At 65.6% G+C, this 19,210-nt stretch carries 16 protein-coding genes and 3 pseudogenes; 11 read left to right on the forward strand and 8 right to left on the reverse strand.

Annotation, left to right across the window (positions count from 1 at the left end; all coding sequences use genetic code 11):
- The first annotated feature begins 1 nt into the window (after nucleotide 1).
- The 7 genes and pseudogenes from nuoL to C489_RS02945 all read left to right on the forward strand — a co-directional run bounded on the left by nuoL (nucleotide 2) and on the right by C489_RS02945 (nucleotide 10,262).
- A complete protein-coding gene (nuoL, locus tag C489_RS02915) occupies nucleotides 2-2,050 on the forward strand; it encodes an NADH-quinone oxidoreductase subunit L (RefSeq protein WP_049890527.1) in 2,049 nt (682 codons plus the stop codon).
- Entirely contained in the window at nucleotides 2,047-3,576 is a 1,530-nt protein-coding gene (locus C489_RS02920) for a complex I subunit 4 family protein (RefSeq protein ID WP_006429635.1), read from the forward strand. Before nuoL ends, C489_RS02920 begins: the two co-directional genes overlap by 4 nt.
- A complete protein-coding gene (locus C489_RS02925) occupies nucleotides 3,576-5,102 on the forward strand; it encodes an NADH-quinone oxidoreductase subunit N (protein WP_006429637.1) in 1,527 nt (508 codons plus the stop codon). The genes C489_RS02920 and C489_RS02925 overlap by 1 nt, the downstream gene beginning before the upstream one ends.
- A gap of 52 nt (nucleotides 5,103-5,154) precedes the next feature.
- Entirely contained in the window at nucleotides 5,155-6,654 is a 1,500-nt protein-coding gene (locus tag C489_RS02930; RefSeq protein WP_006429639.1) for a DHH family phosphoesterase, read from the forward strand.
- A 72-nt stretch (nucleotides 6,655-6,726) separates the two neighbouring features.
- Nucleotides 6,727-7,557 carry a CBS domain-containing protein gene (locus tag C489_RS02935; protein WP_006429641.1) on the forward strand — a complete coding sequence of 277 codons (831 nt, stop codon included), beginning with the start codon at nucleotides 6,727-6,729 and terminating at the stop codon, nucleotides 7,555-7,557.
- A 105-nt stretch (nucleotides 7,558-7,662) separates the two neighbouring features.
- The gene (locus C489_RS02940; protein ID WP_006429644.1) at nucleotides 7,663-8,403 is read left to right on the forward strand and encodes an NAD(P)-binding oxidoreductase; all 741 of its coding nucleotides are present in this window, start codon (nucleotides 7,663-7,665) and stop codon (nucleotides 8,401-8,403) included.
- A gap of 85 nt (nucleotides 8,404-8,488) precedes the next feature.
- Nucleotides 8,489-10,262: pseudogene (locus C489_RS02945) on the forward strand (methylmalonyl-CoA mutase family protein).
- Between the two features lie 135 nt (nucleotides 10,263-10,397).
- Here the strand turns inward: C489_RS02945 and C489_RS02950 are convergent.
- Nucleotides 10,398-10,661: a DUF7520 family protein gene (locus tag C489_RS02950; protein WP_006429646.1), complete on the reverse strand. Its 264-nt coding sequence runs from the start codon at nucleotides 10,659-10,661 to the stop codon at nucleotides 10,398-10,400.
- 211 nt (nucleotides 10,662-10,872) lie between these two features.
- Here C489_RS02950 and C489_RS22840 point away from each other — a divergent pair, with 211 nt between their 5' ends.
- Nucleotides 10,873-11,007 carry a hypothetical protein gene (locus tag C489_RS22840; RefSeq protein WP_006429647.1) on the forward strand — a complete coding sequence of 45 codons (135 nt, stop codon included), beginning with the start codon at nucleotides 10,873-10,875 and terminating at the stop codon, nucleotides 11,005-11,007.
- Nucleotides 11,008-11,032: 25 nt separating this feature from the next.
- On the opposite strand, the gene C489_RS02955 is transcribed toward C489_RS22840, so the two are convergent.
- The 3 genes and pseudogenes from C489_RS02955 to C489_RS02965 all read right to left on the reverse strand — a co-directional run bounded on the left by C489_RS02955 (nucleotide 11,033) and on the right by C489_RS02965 (nucleotide 12,964).
- Entirely contained in the window at nucleotides 11,033-11,281 is a 249-nt protein-coding gene (locus C489_RS02955) for a DUF6684 family protein (RefSeq protein WP_006429648.1), read from the reverse strand.
- A 105-nt stretch (nucleotides 11,282-11,386) separates the two neighbouring features.
- Nucleotides 11,387-11,798: pseudogene (locus tag C489_RS02960) on the reverse strand (DUF7541 family protein).
- A gap of 101 nt (nucleotides 11,799-11,899) precedes the next feature.
- On the reverse strand, nucleotides 11,900-12,964 hold the full coding sequence (locus C489_RS02965; RefSeq protein WP_006429650.1) for a polyprenyl synthetase family protein: 1,065 nt from the start codon (nucleotides 12,962-12,964) through the stop codon (nucleotides 11,900-11,902).
- A 135-nt stretch (nucleotides 12,965-13,099) separates the two neighbouring features.
- Here C489_RS02965 and C489_RS02970 point away from each other — a divergent pair, with 135 nt between their 5' ends.
- Together C489_RS02970 and C489_RS02975 are read left to right on the forward strand one after the other, a co-directional pair.
- Nucleotides 13,100-14,410, forward strand: coding sequence for a M28 family peptidase (locus C489_RS02970; RefSeq protein ID WP_006429651.1), 1,311 nt, complete (start codon nucleotides 13,100-13,102; stop codon nucleotides 14,408-14,410).
- Nucleotides 14,411-14,509: 99 nt separating this feature from the next.
- Nucleotides 14,510-15,325 (forward strand): NAD(+)/NADH kinase, encoded by an 816-nt coding sequence (locus C489_RS02975; RefSeq protein ID WP_006429652.1) that lies wholly within the window; start codon nucleotides 14,510-14,512, stop codon nucleotides 15,323-15,325.
- Nucleotides 15,326-15,412: 87 nt separating this feature from the next.
- Here the strand turns inward: C489_RS02975 and C489_RS02980 are convergent, their stop codons facing one another.
- Both C489_RS02980 and nth read right to left on the reverse strand, forming a co-directional pair.
- Nucleotides 15,413-15,673, reverse strand: coding sequence for a hypothetical protein (locus tag C489_RS02980; RefSeq protein ID WP_006429653.1), 261 nt, complete (start codon nucleotides 15,671-15,673; stop codon nucleotides 15,413-15,415).
- Nucleotides 15,674-15,774: 101 nt separating this feature from the next.
- Nucleotides 15,775-16,458, reverse strand: a complete 684-nt coding sequence (gene nth, locus C489_RS02985; protein WP_006429654.1) for an endonuclease III — start codon at nucleotides 16,456-16,458, stop codon at nucleotides 15,775-15,777.
- Nucleotides 16,459-16,675: 217 nt separating this feature from the next.
- On the opposite strand from nth, the gene mvaD reads away from it, so the two are divergent.
- Nucleotides 16,676-17,659, forward strand: a complete 984-nt coding sequence (mvaD, locus tag C489_RS02990) for a phosphomevalonate decarboxylase MvaD (protein ID WP_049890528.1) — start codon at nucleotides 16,676-16,678, stop codon at nucleotides 17,657-17,659.
- Between the two features lie 175 nt (nucleotides 17,660-17,834).
- Here the strand turns inward: mvaD and pan1 are convergent, their stop codons facing one another.
- Nucleotides 17,835-19,052: a proteasome-activating nucleotidase Pan1 gene (gene pan1 / locus C489_RS02995; protein WP_006429656.1), complete on the reverse strand. Its 1,218-nt coding sequence runs from the start codon at nucleotides 19,050-19,052 to the stop codon at nucleotides 17,835-17,837.
- Between the two features lie 57 nt (nucleotides 19,053-19,109).
- Nucleotides 19,110-19,210 (reverse strand): annotated as a pseudogene (locus C489_RS21455) (IS6 family transposase); the annotation flags it as partial.

Here is a 19,210-nt window from a genome sequence, read left to right on the forward strand (position 1 = left end):
GATGGCAGCAACAGCAACAGGACCGTTCGGATTCGCACCGGCGATCGCAGTGTTCCCGCTCGTGGCGTTCGTGATCACGCTGCTGTTCGGGAGACACCTGCCGAAGAAAGGCGCGCTCCCGGGTATCATCGCGACGGCGGGGTCGCTTCTCGTCTCGCTCGTGATGGTCGCGGCGGTCGCGGGCGGCAACGCACATCACACGGAACTGTACGAGTGGACGGCCGGCGCGGCGATGAGCGAGACGGGCGCGGAGACGATTTCGTTCTCCTTCGGGGTCCTCATCGATCCCCTCTCGGCGCTCATGCTGGTGATCGTCTCGACCGTGGCCCTGCTCGTCCACGTGTTCAGTCTCGGCTACATGAACGCCGAAGGCGAAACGGGGCTCCCGCGGTACTACGCCGAACTCGGCCTCTTTACGTTCAGCATGCTCGCCTTCGTCTTCGCGGACAACCTGCTGATGGCGTTCATGTTCTTCGAACTCGTCGGGCTGTGTTCGTACCTGCTGATCGGGTTCTGGTTCCGCACGAAATCGGCCCCCTCGGCCGCGAAGAAGGCCTTTTTGGTCACCCGCTTCGGTGACTATTTCTTCCTCGTCGGGGTCGTCGCCATCGCGGCGACGTTCGGCACCGTCGGCTTCGCCGGCGAGGAGTCGTTCGTCACTGCCGCCGAGACGGCGATTGACAACGGCACGACCCTGTTCGGCTTCGACGCCGAGACGTGGGTGACGATTACCGGTTTGCTCGTGCTGGGCGGCGTGCTCGGCAAGTCCGCGCAGTTCCCCTTCCACACGTGGCTGCCCGACGCCATGGAAGGTCCGACCACCGTTTCCGCGCTGATTCACGCCGCGACGATGGTCGCGGCCGGCGTCTATCTGGTCGCGCGGATGTTCGGCTACTACGCACTGAGCCCGACCGCGCTGGCGATCATCGCCTTTGTCGGTGGGTTCACCGCACTCTTTGCCGCAACGATGGCCGTCGTCAAAGACGACATCAAACAGGTGCTGGCGTACTCGACGATCAGCCAGTACGGCTACATGATGCTCGGCCTCGGCGTCGGCGGCTACGTCGCCGGCGTCTTCCACCTGATGAACCACGCCTTCTTCAAGGCGCTCCTGTTCCTCGGTGCCGGGGCCGTCATCATCCTGATGCACCACGAGCAGGACATGTGGAAGATGGGCGGGCTGAAGGACAAAGCGCCCGTCGTCTACTACACGTTCCTCGCCGGCGCGCTCGCGCTCGCGGGGATCGTTCCGTTCTCCGGCTTCTGGTCGAAAGACGAGGTGCTGTTCGATGCCCTGGCCGTCGGTCTGGAACAGCCGGTCATCCTCGCGGCCTACGCGATGGGACTGATCGCCGTCTTCTTCACCGGGTTCTACACCTTCCGGATGGTCTTCCTGACCTTCCACGGCGAACCCCGCTCCGAGACGGCCGAGGAGCCCCACGCGGTCGGCTGGGCGGTTAAGGTCCCGCTGATCGCGCTCGGGACGCTCGCGGCCGTCGCCGGCTTCGCGAACCTCGCGCCCGTCGCCAACCTGCTCGGGGCCGACATCACCTTCCTCGAGTTCTGGCTCGACGGCGAGTACGGCTACGTCGAGGGGCTGACCTACCACGCGTACCACGAGACCGTGGCCTTCGAAGAGGGCTATATCGGTTCGGAGACGACGACGATGCTGCTGAGTGCGGGCCTGTCGCTCGGGCTCGCGCTGGCCGGCGCGTTCACGGCGCACACGCTGTACAACGTGCCCGAACCGGCCCGGCACACGCGGAAGCTCGGCGGCGCGTACCGCGTCCTGAAGCGTAACTACTACCAGGACGAGTACCAGGTCTGGCTCGCGGAGGGCCTGACGCTGCCGCTGGCTCGAGCCGCCGATCGGTTCGACCAGACGGTGATCGACGGGGTCGTCAACGGCACCTCGCGGATCAGTCTGTCCGGCAGTAACGCGGTCAAACGGCTGCAGACGGGTATCGTAACTAACTACGCGGCGCTGTTGGTGGGCGGGTTCATCGGCTTGCTACTCGTCCTCGGCTATATCGGAGGGTGGTTCGCATGATGATAGAAGCGCTTATCGCGGTCGCACTGCTCGGCGCGCTGGTGACGTTCGTCGCGCCGAACCGAATCGCCGGGAAACTCGCGTTCGCGATCAGCCTCGTGCCGGCGGCGCTGTCGCTGTGGCTGTTCGCCGCCTTCGACGGCAGCGGCAACGCCTTGCGCGGCGGCGAACTGGCGTTCGAATCGCAGGCCGCGTGGATCGAGATCGGCGAGTACTCGATCTCGTGGTTCGTCGGCCTCGACGGGATCAGCCTGCCGCTGGTGGTCCTGACGACGATCCTCTGTACGCTGGCGATCGTGAGCTCGTGGACGCCGATCGACGAGCGCGAGTCCCAGTTCTACGGCCTGATCCTCTTCATCGAGGCGAACCTGATCGGCGTCTTCTCGGCGCTCGATTTCTTCCTCTGGTTCGTCTTCTGGGAGGCGGTTCTGATCCCGATGTATCTGCTGATCGGGATCTGGGGCGGCCCGCGCCGCAAGTACGCCGCGATCAAGTTCTTCGTCTACACGAACGTCGCGTCGCTCGTGATGTTCGGTGCCTTCATCGCGCTCGTCTTCGGGCTCGGTGACTCGGTCACCTCCTTTGCGCTGCCCGAAATCGCGGGTGCGATGCTCGACGGCGGCCCGGAAGGCTTCTTCGGCCTCGAGGGGACGACGCTCGCGTCGGTCGTCTTCGTCGCGATGTTCCTCGGGTTCGCGGTGAAGGTGCCTATCGTCCCGTTCCACACGTGGCTTCCGGACGCTCACGTCGAAGCCCCGACGCCGGCGTCGGTGCTGCTGGCGGGGGTCCTGCTGAAGATGGGGACCTACGCGCTGCTCCGGTTCAACTTCACGATGTTCCCGGAACAGGTCGAAATGTATGCGGTTCCGATCGCGGCGATCGCCGTTATCAGCGTCATCTACGGCGCGATGCTGGCGCTCGCCCAGACCGACCTCAAACGGATCGTCGCCTACTCGTCGGTCTCGTCGATGGGCTATGTCATCCTCGGACTGGTCGCCTACACCCAGTTCGGTGTCGGCGGTGCGACCTTCCAGATGGTCTCTCACGGCCTGATCTCCGGGCTGATGTTCATGGCCGTCGGCGTCATCTACAACGCCACCCACACCCGGATGGTCACCGACATGTCCGGGCTGGCCGATCGAATGCCGATCGCGGTCGGCATTCTCATCGCCGGTGCGTTCGGCTACATGGGACTGCCCCTGATGAGCGGGTTCTACGGCGAGTTCACGATCTTCTTTGGAGCCTTCGGCTCCGACCTGCTCGACTACTCGCCGCTGTTTACCGCGGCGGCGATGTTCGGCATCGTCATCGTCGCGGGCTACCTGCTCTTTGCGCTCCAGCGGACGGTGTTCGGCCCGTATCGACTCGAAACCGACTACGAGGTGGGCCGTGCGCCACTCCACGACATCGCACCGATGGTCGTGTTGCTGGGACTCATCATCCTGCTGGGCGTGGCCCCCGACCTGATCTTCGACATGATAACTGACGCAATCGACCCGATCATCCAGTACGGAGGTGACCTCTGATGGCGGTCCTCGAGCTTCCGGAGTGGATGGCACTCGCGCCGGCACTGCTCCTTGCGGGGACGGCGCTCGTGTTGTTCCTGCTCGATAGCATCAACCCGCGCTCGACGAACCGCACGCTGTTCGCCGGCGTCGCCGTCCTCGGCTCGCTGTCGTCGCTCGCCGTCGCCGTCTGGTTTACCGCCGCCGGCGTCGGCGCGACGGGGATCGAGAACTACGGCGTCATCGACCTGATGGGCGGTCAGTTCATCGTCGATCAGCTCGCGCTGTACTTCATGATCATCATCGCGATCGTCACCGCCCTCGTCACGGTCGCGAGCCACGACTACCTGCGGGATCACACCTATCAGGCCGAGTACTACTCGCTGATCCTCCTCGCGGCGACCGGGATGTCGATGATGGCCGCCTCGAACAGCCTCGTGACGATCTTCATCGCACTCGAGCTGACGAGCCTGCCGTCGTACGCGCTGGTCGCGATCCTCAAGGACAACCGCGGCAGCGTCGAGGCCGGGCTGAAGTACTTCCTGATCGGGGCGCTGTCCTCGGCGATCTTCGTCTACGGCGTCTCGCTGGTCTACGGCGCGACCGGCTCCCTGCAACTCGAGGATATCGCAACGAACCTCGATGTCGCCGGCGAGATGGGCGGCCTGCTCGGGCTTGGCATCTTAATGCTGATCGGCGGCATCGCGTTCAAGACCGCGAGCGTGCCGTTCCACTTCTGGGCCCCCGAGGCCTACGAGGGCGCGCCCGCGCCGATCTCGGCGTTCCTCTCGTCGGCCTCGAAGGCCGCCGGCTTCGTGCTCGCCTTCCGCGTGTTCACGACGGCGTTCCCGGTCGCCGCGACGACGGAGGTCATCGGCGTCGACTGGACGCTTGCCTTCGTCATCCTCGCGATCGTGACGATGACGGTCGGGAACTTCGCGGCGGCGACCCAGGAGAACGTCAAACGGATGCTCGCCTACTCCTCGATCGGCCACGCCGGCTACGTGCTGATCGGGCTCGCGGCCCTCTCGGCCGAGGGCGGCGAACTCGTCATGGGCGCGGCCATGATGCACCTGCTGGTCTACGGCTTCATGAACACGGGCGCGTTCCTGTTCGTCGCCCTCGCGGAGTACTGGGGCGTCGGCCGGACCTTCGAGGACTACAACGGTCTCTCGAAGCAAGCGCCGTTCGCCTGCGCCGCGATGGCCGTGTTCATGTTCAGCCTCGCGGGAGTCCCGCCGTTCGGCGGCTTCTGGAGCAAGTATCTGCTCTACACCCAGACGATCAACGCGGCCGCGGACAACACGATCCTCTTAGTCCTCGCCGCCGCGCTCGTGGTCAACAGCGCGCTCTCGCTGTACTACTACTCGCGACTGGTCAAGGCGCTCTGGATCGAGGAGCCGATCCTCGAACGGGACCGCCTCGCCCAGCCGACCGGGCTCTACGCGGCGATCATCGCCGCGGCCGTCCTCACGGTCGTCGTCCTGCCCGCGTTCGGGCCGGTCGCCGACGCCGCGCTCGAGGCGGCCGCCGCCGTCGTCGCCTGAATCGAGCGACGACCCGGTAGCTTTTACCCGTCGGGGTCGCAAGCCGCGACAAATGGTTTTCCGGCTCGTGCTCGGCTGCGGGACCGTCTGCCGACAGGTCACGGAGCGACTGTCCGAGCACGACGGCGACCGACTGCTCGCGATCACCGATGACGAGAGCGTCGTCGAAACGCTGCGCGACGAGAGCGTGCCGGCCCGCAGCGCCGATCCGGCCGACCCCGACGCGATTGCGAACGTCGATCCGCCGGACGTGATTTTCGTCGGGAGCGACCGCACCGATACCAACCGGGCCGCACTCGAGGCGGCGCGAGAGCGGTTCCCCGAGGCCTCGATCGTGGCGTATCTGGGCGGGAACGCGACCGCAGCGGACCGCGATCGGTTCGATGCGTTAGCGGATGCCGTCGTCGATCCGTCGAGCGTCATGGCCGATCGGGTCCTCGACGGCGCGGCGAGCGCGTCGGCCGAAGCGGCGATCGAACTCCGAGAGCACCTCGCGGGGATCGACGGTCGGCTGGCGGTCCTCGCACACGACAATCCCGATCCGGACGCGATCGCGAGCGCGGTCGCGCTGGTCGCCGTCGCCGAGTCCGTCGGCGTCGACGCCGACGCCTGTTATTTCGGCGAGATATCCCATCAAGAGAACCGCGCGATGGTCAACTTGCTCGGACTGAATCTGCGGAACTTAGACCGCGACCAGCCGATCTCGGAGTACGCGGCGTTCGCGCTGGTCGATCACTCCCGACCCGGCGTCAACGATCAGCTCCCGTCGGACCTCCACGTCGATATCGTCATCGACCACCATCCGCCCCGCGGGCCGGTCCCCGGCGAGTTCGTCGACCTCCGGCAGGGAGCGGGCGCGACCAGTACCGTCCTGACCGAGTACATCGAGCGGTTCGACCTCGACTTCGATTCGGCGATAGCCACGGCGCTGCTGTACGGCATTCGGGTCGACACGAACGACTTCACGCGGGAGGTGTCGCCCGCCGACTTCCGGGCGGCATCGCGGCTGTGGCCCCACGTCGACACGTCGCTCTTGCGCCAGATCGAACAACCCTCGCTCGAGGGCGATACCCTCGAGACGATCGCGCGGGCGATCAAGAACCGGGTGCAACGCGAGTCGGTCGCCGTCGCCAGCGTCGGTCGGATCAGCGATCGGGACGCGCTGCCCCAAGCGGCCGATCAGTTGCTCGCGATGGAGGGCGTCGACACGACGCTCGTCTTCGGGTTCAACGACGAGATGGTCTACCTCTCGGCTCGGTCGCGGGCCGCCGACGTCGACTTGGGGGAGACCCTGCGGGACGCGTTCGACCGGATCGGGAGCGCCGGCGGTCACGCCGACATGGCCGGCGCGCAACTCGAGATCGGCATTCTGGGCAGCGCCGACGACGAGGAGGAAGTCGAGTCGATCGTCAGCGTCGTCGAGGAGGTCATCACGAACCGCTTTTTCGAGGCGATTGAGACGCGGCCGGGAGTCCCAGTCGGAGCCTACACCCAGACCAGCGAGTGGCTGTTCACCCAGCGGGGCGAGCCCGAAGACGGCGAGTCCGCGTGAAACTCGAGGGCGAGGAGACGAACGCGATCGTCAGTAACAGTACTTTTGCGCGCGGCTCCCGTGTGACCGGGTATGGAGGTCGTGTCGGGCCGGACGAAGCCCAAGGTCAAGGACTACATGACGCGGGACGTGGCGACGGTGTCGCCCGACGAAACCGTCGGCGAGGTCGCGACGCGGATCGCCGAGAGCGAGGAACACAGCGGGTTTCCCGTCACGGATCGACGGCGCGTCGAGGGCTTTATCAGCGCCCGCGACCTGCTGCTCGCCGAGGACGACGACCCGATTTTCAAGGTCATGGCGACCGATCTGCTGGTCGCCCACCCCGATATGAAGGTAAACGATGCCGCGCGCGTCATCCTCCGCTCGGGCATCCAGAAGCTCCCGGTCGTCGACGACGCGGGCAATCTCGTCGGGATCATCTCGAACGCCGACGTCATCCGCAGCCAGATCGAGCGTGCGACCCCGGAAAAGGTGGGCAAACTGATGCGGACCTTAGAGCAGATCCACGAGATCGACCTGACCGAGGAACGTCGGACCGTCCCGCTCTCGGAACTCACCCCGACGCAGGGCCGGGTCTACGCCGACGAACTCGAGGGGCGGCGATACGAACTCGAGCGCGGGCTCGCCGAACCGCTGGTCGTCATCGACAACGGCGGCACGCTGTTGCTGGCAGACGGCCATCACCGCGTGCTCGCAGCGGATCAGCTCTCGATCGACGAGATGGACGCCTACGTCATCGTCATCGATCACGAGATCGAACTGGGGATGGCACGCACCGCCGAGAAGGAGAACTTAGAGCGGATCGATGATATCGAGGTCGTCGATTACGCGCGCCACCCGTTGGTCCAGACGACCAAGCGACTCCAGTCCGACGGCGGAGACGACGGAGAGGGAGACGAGTAGGGCGTGGGCAAATTGTGGGCTGGGTTCTCATAGTCGGCGAGAGCGGATAGTCAGTCGGACCGACCGCTGGTGAGCGTTTTCCGTGTCGGCGCAGTACCTCGCTCGATGGCTGAACCTCGCACACCCGATCGCGTTCTCATCGCCGGTGCCAGCGGCGACACCGGACACGAACTACTGTCTGTCCTTCGACCGACCGAACTGACCGTTCGCGCGACCACGCGGTCGTACGCGGCCGCGGACACGCTCGAGCGACACGGGGCCGACGAGGTAATCATCGCCGATTTCTTCGAGTCTGCCGATGCCGTGCGAGCGGTCGAGGGCTGTGACATCGTCTACTGTGCGCTTGGGACGCCGCCGTGTCTGCGACACGCGACCGGCGGCAAATTGGTCGACCGGACCGGCGTGATCAACCTTATCACCGCCGCCGTGGCGGCGGAGGTCTCCTATTTCGTCTTCGAGAGCGCGATCGGCGTCGGAAACTCGAGGGCGGGACTGTCGCTGCCGGCGCGGCTCGTGATCCGGGGCTCGCTGCGGGCCAAACGCGACGCCGAGACCTCGCTGCGCCGGGCGGGGGTCGGATACACGATCGTTCGCCCCGGAAAACTCACGAACGCCCCGCCGAGCGGTGAGGTGCTCGTGGGTGAAGGCGGCGATTCCGTCTCGGGGGCGATTCCGCGAGCCGACGTGGCGCGGATCATGGCCGCGTCGCCGTTCACGCCCGACGCGCGCAATCGGACGATCGAAATCGTCAGCCGTGACGGGCTCTCCGGGACGCCGAAACGCCTCATCGACATCGACTGGGCCGACGACTCGCTTACGGTCCCCCGCGAGCGAAGCCGGATCTGAGGTACGCTAACGGGCGTTCGCGCCCCGTTTGCAGACGATTGAACGCCCCCCGAACCTTCATTGGCTGTCGGCAAATATTACGACCATGTACGACGACGAGGACCTCGAGGAGATCCGGGAGGCCGGCGAGCAGTGGGAGGCCGAGCGCCTTGAGCCGGCCCTCGACCGTCACGGCGAGCGTCGGGACCGGTTCGCAACCGTGTCGAACCACGAAGTCGACCGCCTCTATACCCCCGACGACGTCTCGGATCTCGACTACCTCGAAGATCTCGGCTTCCCGGGCGAGGAGCCGTACACCCGTGGGCCGTACCCCACGATGTACCGCGGGCGGACGTGGACGATGCGGCAGTTCGCCGGCTTCGGCACCGCGGAGGAGACCAACGAGCGGTTTCACTACCTGATCGACGAGGGCCAGACCGGGCTTTCGGTGGCCTTCGACATGCCCTCGCTGATGGGACTGGACTCGGACGACCCCATGAGCGAGGGCGAGATCGGCAAGGAGGGCGTCGCGGTCGACACGCTCCGGGACATGGAGATCCTCTTCGACGGGATCGATCTCGAGGAAATTTCGACCTCGTTTACGATCAACCCCTCTGCGCCGGTGATCTACGCGATGTACGTCGCGCTGGCCGACCGGCGGGGCGTCGACCGCGAGAAGCTGCGCGGGACCCTCCAGAACGACATGTTCAAGGAGTTCATCGCCCAGAAGGAGTGGGTAATTCCACCCGAACCCTCGCTGGATCTCGTGACGGACGTCCTCGAGTTCAGCACGGCCGAAACGCCGAAATTCCACCCGATCTCGGTCTCGGGCTATCACATCCGCGAGGCGGGCTCGACGGCGGTCCAAGAGCTCGCCTTCACCCTCGCGGACGGCTTCGGCTACGTCGAAGACGCGATGGATCGGGGGCTCGAGGTCGACGAGTTCGCGCCGCGGCTCTCCTTTTTCTTCAACTGTCACAACTCCTTCTTCGAGGAGATCGCGAAGTTCCGGGCGGCTCGCCGGATCTACGCCCGGGTGATGGACGAGTGGTACGGTGCCGAGGCCGACGAGTCGAAACGGCTCAAGTTCCACACCCAGACCGCGGGCCAATCGCTGACGGCCCAACAGCCCCTGAACAACGTCGCTCGGGTGACGATCCAAGCGCTCGCCGGCGTCATCGGCGGGACCCAGTCGCTGCACACCAACAGCTTCGACGAGGCGCTGGCACTGCCGGGCGAGAAGGCGGTCAGGGTTGCCTTGCGGACCCAGCAGATCATCGCCGAGGAGTCCGGCGCGGCCGACATCGTCGACCCCATGGGCGGCTCCTTCGCGGTCGAGACGCTCACCAACGAGATCGAGGAGCGGACGATGCGCTATATCGAGGAAATCCGGGAGATGGGCGACGGTTCGGTCCGCGACGGCATTCTGGCGGGCATCGAGGACGGCTTCTTCCTCCGGGAGATCCAGGACGCCTCCTANTTCGGTCCGCGACGGCATTCTGGCGGGCATCGAGGACGGCTTCTTCCTCCGGGAGATCCAGGACGCCTCCTACGAGTACCAGGAACGCGTCGAACGGGGCGAAGAGGTGGTCGTCGGCGTCAACGAGTACACGCTCGAGGAGGACACCAGTCCGGACATCCTCCAGATCGACGAGACCACGGCCGAGCGCCAGCTCGGGCGACTCGAGGACGTGAAAGCCGATCGGGACGACGCGGCCGTCGAGGAGGCACTCGAGGCGCTGCGCGAGGCCAGCGAGCGCGGCGAGAACACGATGCCGTACATCGTCGACGCGGTGAAGGCCTACGCGACGATGGGCGAGATCATGGCCGTCTTCGAGACACAACACGGCGCGTACAGCGAGAGTATCGGCCTGGCCTGATCGCGCGTTGTCGGCCGCCACCGGGAAGCCGTGTCCGACGGTGTCGTCGCGAGCACCGCCGTCCGCGCGACGCTGCTGGCGGAGATCGAGGATAGTGTTCTGTGAGTACCGAGCGGCGGTACGCGACCGTCTCCGTCACGCTTCGGCGTCGAATCGGGAGAGTATTCGAACGACGAGCAGGAGCGACAGCAGGACGGCCCCGACCGCAACGGCCCCGTAGATGCCGAGCGTGAGCGGCGAGACGGGAACAGAGATCGTGAGAACGGAAATCTCCTCGAGCCCGGTCCGGGCGGGCAGCGTCGCGCCGAGCAGCGCCCCGAAGGCGGCGGTCGCGACGATCAGCGCGAGGCCGAGGCCGGCGATGGCGTTCCGGCCCGTAATCCGTCGATCACTGGACACGATCCCGCCTACGACGGCCTGATTTGAGGGTCTTGTGTCGGATCGCTGGCGCTGATGGGGCGACGCCCCGTCGACTCGAGGCCGTCGCTCGCTCGAGCGGCTCCAATCGACCCGACCGCAACGAGCGCGAGGCGGAGTAGCCGCCAGTGTCCGGCCGGCTGCTGGGAAACGTTCTTCCCCGATTGCGGTGTAGCCCCGATAGTGATCCCCCGTGAGTTCCGATAAGGCCGACGCCGACGGAACAGCCCTCCAGCACCGGCTATCCGAGAAGGAACTGTTCCTGGTACTGCTCGTCGGAATCACGATACTGATGTCGATTACCGGGTTCGTCCTCATCATCAACTGAGCCCGAACCCGGCGACGTGTCGCGGTTAGCTCTCGGACGTGTCGTGTCGCGTGCGGTCGTCGGTCTCGATCGCTCGAGCCGCGATGTAGGTGACGACCGCGAGCACTCCCATCGTCACGATCAGGATGGCGAACTGGATCGCCGACTGGAGCGGATCGAATCCCCACGGGTTGAACACCGCGAAGATAGCGACGAAAAAGGCCATGATCGCGAACGGGATCAGATTGACCGTGAGATCGAGCCCGATTTCGGCGTCGAACGCGCGTCGGCTCATTGTTGTTGGATGTTCTCGAGTGGCTGTCTGCGATCGGTTTCGGCTCGGTTCAGTCGCGTCGCGGCCGCCGCGGCTGCTGCAGTCGTCGCGCCCGACGCAGCACCGCTATTGGTCTATCCGTCGGGACCGCACGACGCCGGCTCCGGCGATCGTCACGACGCCGGCGAACACGAGCGCGACGCCGCGACTCGTCAGCCCGGATAGGGGCTCGAGGAGGCCGATCGGGGCCGCTCCGGTCCCGTGGGCAGTCAGTATCCCGCCGGCGACGACGAAGGCCGCGCCGAACGTCGCCGCGAACGCGAGCGGGCGATCGACGTAGTCGGCGTCCGCCAGAATCCCCGCGACGCTCGCGGCCAAGGCGACGAGTCCGATGACGGCGACGGGGANCGACGGGGAGGAAGCCGACGACGATGCCGACCTCCGATCCGACGAGTCCGAGGGCGACGAGGATCGGCCACGGCCGCCCGCCGTCGGCCCGCGTCGGTTCGGTCGCCGCTCCCTGCGAGTGATCGGCCATACTCGGCGTTCCACGTCGAGGATGTAGTATCTGGCCCTACTCATTGGGTCCCGTGATTATCTCGAAACGGAGAAAACGATCCCAGCGAGCGCGTCGCCGCGCTACTCGTCGCGCTCGATGACGAACTCCGTGAACTCCTCGAGCTTCCGGGTCGTCTCCGCGTCGAAGTCCACGTCATCGATCGCGGCCCGCGCGTCGGCGGCCAACTCGAGGGCGCGCTCGCGGGCGTACTCGATGCTGCCCGCGTCCTCGAGGATCGAGAGGGCCTCGCCGATCTCGTCGTCGGTGTTGTCCTCAGCCTCGAGGATGGCCTGCAGCCGACGGACGCGCTCCGGTTCGCTCGTTTGCATGGCGTGGATGACCATGAGGGTCTTCTTCCCCTCGCGGATGTCGTTGCCGAACGCCTTGCCGAACTCGCCGGCCCGGCCCAGCGAGTGCTCGACGTCTAAGATATCGTCGCCGATCTGGAAGGCGACCGCGGTCAGTTCGGCGTATTCGGCGACGGCTTCCTCGACCTCGGGCGGTTGGGCGGTGATGATCGCGGCGAGGCGAGCGACGATCCGACCGAGGCAGCCGGTCTTGCACGCACACATCTCGAGATACTGCTCGGTGCTGATCCGAACCTCGCGTTCGTTGTGCCAGCAGATGTCCATCCCCTGGCCGAGGTGGGTGCGGTTCAGTTCGTGCATGAGCATTTCGTAGGCGGCCAGCCGCCGCTCTGCCGGGAGGTCGGCGGGGTCCCGCGTGAGGACCTTCAGCGGCAGGAAGTACATCGCGTTGCCGGCGTTGAGCGCGATATCGCGCCCGTAGATGCGGTGGAGCGCGGGCTCTCCGCGCCGAATCGTCGCCCCGTCTTCGACGTCGTCGACGATGATCGTTCCGTTGTGCAGAATCTCCGGAATACAGGCGTAGGGGAGGTATTCGGCCGGGTCCTCGCCGAATCCCTCGACGAAGACGAGAAAGAGCACCGCACGCCACCGTTTCCCGCCTCGATCGAGGAGATCCCACAGCGGCGTCGCCAGTGCACGTTGGATGCCGGCGGGATCGTACTCGTAGGTGGGCGGACCGAAGAAGGACTCGAGGTAGTCAGCGTCGATCTCGCGTGGGACCAGATCGGCGATCGCCTCATCGATGGCCGGCCGCCAGTCGGCAAGCGTCTCCCGCATACCGACTCCGAGAGGGAGCGGCGTAAAAAAGGTTCGTAGTTTGTCGTGTCACTGGATACTGTCAATCTGAATGCTATCAACCGCTCGAGTCGGGCGAGCGATACAGTTACCCGGCCGTCGTGTGTCAGTCCAGCCATGAGCGCTTGGATCGGCTCCGTTTTCGAGAGCGACGTCGGCTGGACCCACCTCGAGGATCTCGTCGATGTCGGGAACCGAATGGCCGGCAGCGACGGCGAACGCGAGGCCGCCGAACTGACCCGGGACGCGCTGGCCGACGCCGGCGCGCGAAACGCCCGCCTCGAGCCCTTCGAGATACAGGGCTGGACCCGCGGCGACAGCGCGATTACGGCCGGCGACACGACCCAAGAGTGTATCGCCCTGCCGCGCAGTCCCGACGAGCGCGTCGTCGCGCCGCTAGTCGATCTCGGCTACGGCATGCCCGAGGACTTCGAAGAGACCGACATCGAGGACGCGATCGTCATGGTCCGCAGCGACAGCCCGGACTACTACGATCGGTACGTCCACCGGCGGGAGAAGTACTACCACGCCGTCGAGAACGGTGCGGTCGGGTTCGTGTATCGCAACCACGTCGAGGGCTGTCTGCCGCCGACCGGGAGCGTGGGAACCGACGCGGACCCGGTCGGGGCGATCCCGGCACTGGGCGTCTCGAACGAGGTCGGTGCGCGGCTGGCCCGTCGGTTCGACGGGGAGTCGATCACGGTCTCCGTCGAGGCCGATATCCACCCCGCCGAGAGCCAGAACGTGCGCGCCGAACTCGGCCCCGACACCGACGAGCGCGTGCTCGTGACGAGCCACGTCGACGCCCACGACATCGCCGAGGGCGCGATGGACAATGGGGCCGGGACCGCGATGATCGTCGAACTCGCGACCGCCCTCGCGGAGCGCGAGGACGACCTCGAGACCCGCGTCGAGTTCGTCGGCTTCGGCGCGGAAGAAGTCGGCCTCGTCGGCTCCGCCCGATACGCCGAGCGGACGGACTCTGAGACGATCAAGGCGGTCGTCAACAACGACGGCGTCGTCCGTGATCGGACGCTCTCGATCATCACGCAGGGCTTCGACGCGCTGCAGGAGGTCGCAAACGACGTGGCAGATCAGTACGACCATCCGATCGGAACGGTCCCGAAAGTCGGCCCCCACAGCGACCACTGGTCGTTCGTCGAGCGGGGTGTGCCGGGCTGTCACGTCAAATCGATCTCGGACGGGCCGGGACGGGGTTGGGGCCATACCGCCGCCGACACTATCGAGAAACTCGAGCCCCGAACCTTGCGCGAACAGGCCATCCTCCTGACGGAATACGTCGTCGCACTCGCCGATAGCAAGGTGACAGTTGACCATCGGGAGACCGCCGACATCGCGGCCGACCTCGAATCCCAGGACCTCGCCGAGGGGATGCGGATCACCGGCGATTGGCCCTACGACGACTAATCGAGCCTGCGGTGCCCGGGACGCCCGCGGCCGACCGCCGGCGTGCAGTCTGCGACCGACAACCGTACGCTTTTGAGCGGCCCGTGTGAACTGACGGCCATGGATGCCGCGTGGAGCGCGGGCGAATCCCCCGTGGTCGGCGTCGTCGGCGAGGCGGATACGAGCGACGCCGTCGAAATCGACGCCGACCTCGAGTCGGTGTTTGCCGCTTCCGACGCCGACGTGACGGCCGTCGACGGGGGTCTCGAGGACGTGCTTGCGGCGGAGCCGTCGATGGTAGTCGCGGCCGGCGAAGCGACTCTATCGGCGGTCGCTCGCGCCGACAGCGACGTTCCCGTTCTACCGGTCGGTCCCGTTTCCGGGATTGAATCGGTCGACCGCGATCACCTTCCCGACGCGCTCGCGGCCGTCCTCGACGGCCGCGCTCTCTGTCGCGAGCGGGCCGTACTGGGCGTCTCCCTCGAGTCGGCGGGTAACGACAAGACAGAGACCGCAACTCGAGTGCGCGCGCTGTTCGACGTGACGCTCATCACCGACGAACCCGCCCGGATCTCGGAGTACGGCGTCCGTGACCGGGGGACGTCCGTGGCGACCTTTCGCGCCGACGGCGTCGTCGCGGCGACGCCGGCGGGGAGTCACGGCTACGCGAGCGCGGTCGACGCGCCCCACCTCTCGCGAGCCGTCGACGCGGTGGCTGTCGCGCCGATCGGTCCCTTCGTCACCCAGACTCGGCGGTGGGTCCTGCCGACCGACGAACTGACGTTCACCGTCGAACGCGAGGCGTGTGACGTGGCGCTCGTCGTCGACGGCCGATCGATCGGTTCGGTCACCGTCGACTCGCGGGTTACCGTTTCTCCGGCCGCGTCGCTCTCGACGCTGGTCGTTCCGGACGAGCGGCTCGCGGCGTCGGAGTGACTGCGTACAAAAAGGCGGTGTCGGCCGCTGGTCGACGATCGGGACGGGTCCGGTCCCTCCCGGTCGGCTTGCTTCGATTGTGCCCGCTTAGCCGTTGTACGGCTCCTCGTCCCGGTGGTGGTCCGGGTTCTCGTTCTCGAGGGCGTCGTCTTCCCGGTCGGCCGATTGCTGTTCGATGTCCTGCCGGCGTTGCTCTTCGTCGTGGCGCTCCCGTGCTTCCTTCTCCTCCTCGGTGAGCCCCTCTTCGTCCTGGGTCTCCTCGGGATCGGTCTCCTCTTTCGCGAGTTGGACATCCCGCCCGTGTTCGTCCGTGCCCGTGGTGTCGCGCTCGTCGGTGTTGTCGGACATAGTGATCCCGATTGTGGGTATCCGCGGTCGCTGAAAAGGCGTTGGGCTTGCGACAGTCGGCGTGGCAGCTGTATTGCAGTATCTGGCCGTCTCCCCGCGACTCACCACGGTTCGCCGGCAGCGAGATCGATCTCGCTGTCGCCCTTCTCGGAGGGGCAGATATCCGCCAGCACGCAGTCGGCACAGTCGGGGTTCTGGGCCGTACAGGTCGCTCGTCCGTGGTCGATACAGAGGTGGGTGAACTGCTGCCAGTCGTCCTCGGGGACGATCTCGATCAGGTCCTGTTCGATCCGTTCGGGGTACTCCTCCTCGGTCAGCCCCAGCCGCCGCGAGAGTCGCTGGACGTGCGTGTCGACGACGATCCCCTCGACGATGTCGTGGCCGTGCTGGAGGACGACGTTCGCCGTCTTCCGGCCGACGCCCGAGAGTTCAGTCAGTTCGTCCATCGTGTCCGGCACCTCGCCGTCGTGGTCCTCGAGGATCGTCGCACAGGAGTCGCGGATGTACTCGGCCTTGCTGTTGTAGTAGGTGATCGAGTTCAAGTCCTCGGCGAGTTCGTCCTGGTCGACGGTCGCGTAGTCCTCGGCACCGTCGTACTTCTCGAAGAGGTGTTTCGTCTCCTTGTTCACCCGTTCGTCCGTACATTGGGCCGAGAGGATCACCGCGATCAGGAGTTCGAGCCGGTTCGAGTACCGCAGCGAGATCGTTGAGTCCGGATACGCCTCTTCGAGGCGGTCGATAACCTCTGTCGCCTGTTCAGCGCGAGGCTCGAGCGGGGTTCCCATGCAGGAGTCGTTGCGAGAGCGCGCATTTGAGCCGTTCGGTTCGAGGCGGGTGGTCGGAGTCGAAAACCGGTATCGAATAGCAGTCACACAACCGATGGCATCGTCGATAATTACGATCTATTTCGGGCGGAGCGGCGGGTGAGACGCTGAGCCGTCCGTACTCTCGGGCCGATAGGATGCCGTGAGCTTTAAGCGGTCTTCAGCCACGTATCCGGGTATGAAAGCCACGGCCATGGCCCACCCCATTCAGGGACTGGTCAAGTATCACGGGATGCGCGACGAGATCGAGCGGCTGCCCTACCACGACAGTATCAGCGTCTGTACAGCCCCGAGCCACACTCGGACGACCGTCGAGTTCTCGATGGACTACGACGAGGACACCTTCATCGTCGACGGCGAGGAACTCGAGGGACGGGCCCACGAACGGGTCGAGGCCGTCGTCGAGAAGGCCCGCTCGAAGTCCGACGCCGCCCACACCGTCTACCCGGTCCGCCTCGAGAGCGAGAACAGCTTCCCGACGAACGTCGGGCTGGGGTCGTCTTCCTCTGGCTTTGCGGCCGCGGCGATGGCGCTGGCTGAGGCGGCCGAACTCGACGCCTCGAAAGGGGAGATCTCGACGATCGCGCGCGTCGGATCCGCCTCGGCCGCGCGGGCGGTCACCGGCGCCTTCTCGCATCTTCGGACCGGGATGAACGACGAGGACTGTCGCTCCGAGCGGATCCCCTCGGATCTCCACGAGGACCTGAAGATCATCGTCGGGCTCGTTCCCTACCACAAGGACACTGACGATGCCCACCGCGAGGCCGCCGACAGCCACATGTTCCAAGCCCGGAACGCCCACATCCACGAACAGATCGCGAAGATGCGGGACTCCCTGCGCAACGACGACTTCGAGGGCGTGTTCGAACGCGCCGAACACGACTCGCTGTCGCTGGCCGCGACGACCATGACCGGTCCCTCGGGCTGGGTCTACTGGCAGCCGGCCACGCTTGCGGTCTTCAACAAAGTCCGCGAACTCCGCGAGGAAGAGGATATTCCCGTCTACTTCTCGACGGACACCGGCGCTAGCGTCTACGTCAACACCACCGAAGAACACGCCGAAGAGGTCGAGGAGGCCGTCTCCGACTGCGGCGTCTCGACAACTACGTGGGACGTCGGCGGTCCCGCCCGCCTGCTCGAGGAAGACGACCACCTGTTTTAACGACGCTCGCGCCGTCGGTCGCTGCAATGCCGTATTTTCTGCTGTGCGTTCCGGACTGCTCTGTCCACGTAGCGTTCGCGGTGGCGGTTTGCGCCGCTCTCTCACTGCTTTCGGTGCTGTCGCTTGACCGAAGAAAGACGGCAGAAAGAACCGACGTCGACCTCGAGCCGGTGTGTTAGGCGAAGGTTTTCGAGACGTCTTCGGTCTCGTCGGACTCGGCCTGGACCTTGTCCCACGCGTTGCGGAAGTCCTCCATCCGGATCTCGGTGCGGTCGTCGCGGATGGCGAACATGCCGGCCTCGGTACAGACCGCTTTGATATCGGCACCGGAGGCGTTGTCGGCCTCTTCGGCCAGTTCGCCGAATTCGACGTCGTCGGCGACGTTCATCCCGCGGGTGTGGATCTCGAAGATGATCTCGCGACCCTCGGCGTTGGGCTTTGGCACTTCGATCAGGCGGTCGAACCGGCCGGGCCGGAGGATGGCGCGGTCGAGCATGTCGAAGCGGTTGGTGGCGGCGATGATGCGGATCTCGCCGCGCTCTTCGAAGCCGTCCATCTCCGAGAGCAGTTGCATCATGGTCCGCTGGACCTCGGCGTCGCCGGAGGTCTTGGACTCGGTCCGCTTGGCCGCGATGGCGTCGATCTCGTCGATGAAGATCACTGCGGGCTCGTGCTCGCGGGCGACATCGAAAAGGTCGCGAACGAGCTTCGCGCCCTCGCCGATGAACTTGTGGACCAGTTCCGAGCCGGCCATCTTGATGAAGGTGGCGTCGGTCTGGTTGGCGACGGCCTTGGCGAGCATCGTCTTCCCGGTGCCCGGCGGACCGTAGAGGAGCACGCCGCTCGGCGGGTCGATGCCCACGTCGTCGAACATCTCGGGCTTCTCGAGGGGCATCTCGACGGTCTCGCGGACTTCCTGCATCTGCTCTTCGAGCCCGCCGATGTCCTCGTAGCTGACCTCCGGGCTCTCGGTGACTTCCATCACGCGAGCGCGAACGTCAGTTTCGTTCGAGAGGGGCTTGACGATAGACAGCGAGTTGTTGACCGCGACCCGCGCGTCGGGTTCGATGTCCTCGCGCATCTCGTCGGTGACTTCGGTCAGCGCCTCCTGATTGTTGCCGTGCTGTTTGATAATGACGCCCTCGTCCGTGACTTCCTGGACGGTGGCGACGAACAGCGGCGACTGCTTGAGTTTCTTGTTCTCGTGTGTGAGTCGCTCGAGTTTCTGCTGGTACTTGTTGTTCTCGGCGTTGGCGTCGAGGAGCTTATCGCGCATCTCCTCGTTTTGCGCCTCGAGGATCTCCAGCCGTTCCTCGAGTGACTGAATTTTCTCCTGTTGGGACGCCTCGTCCTCATCATATGGGAGGTCGACGTCGTCCACGGTGTCGCTCATCACCCGACCTTTGGGTACTGGTTCATAAGAGACTTCGGGTCGGTGCAGCGGTCGTGTTTAGTTTGTAGCATTGTGCCAGACGGTGAAGGCTTGGAGCCACGATTCGGCTGTTGACGGTTGTGCGTGACTAAAACAGTTTGAGAACGAAGAAGTACGTC

This window comes from Natrinema versiforme JCM 10478 (assembly GCF_000337195.1).
Lineage (GTDB): Archaea > Halobacteriota > Halobacteria > Halobacteriales > Natrialbaceae > Natrinema > Natrinema versiforme.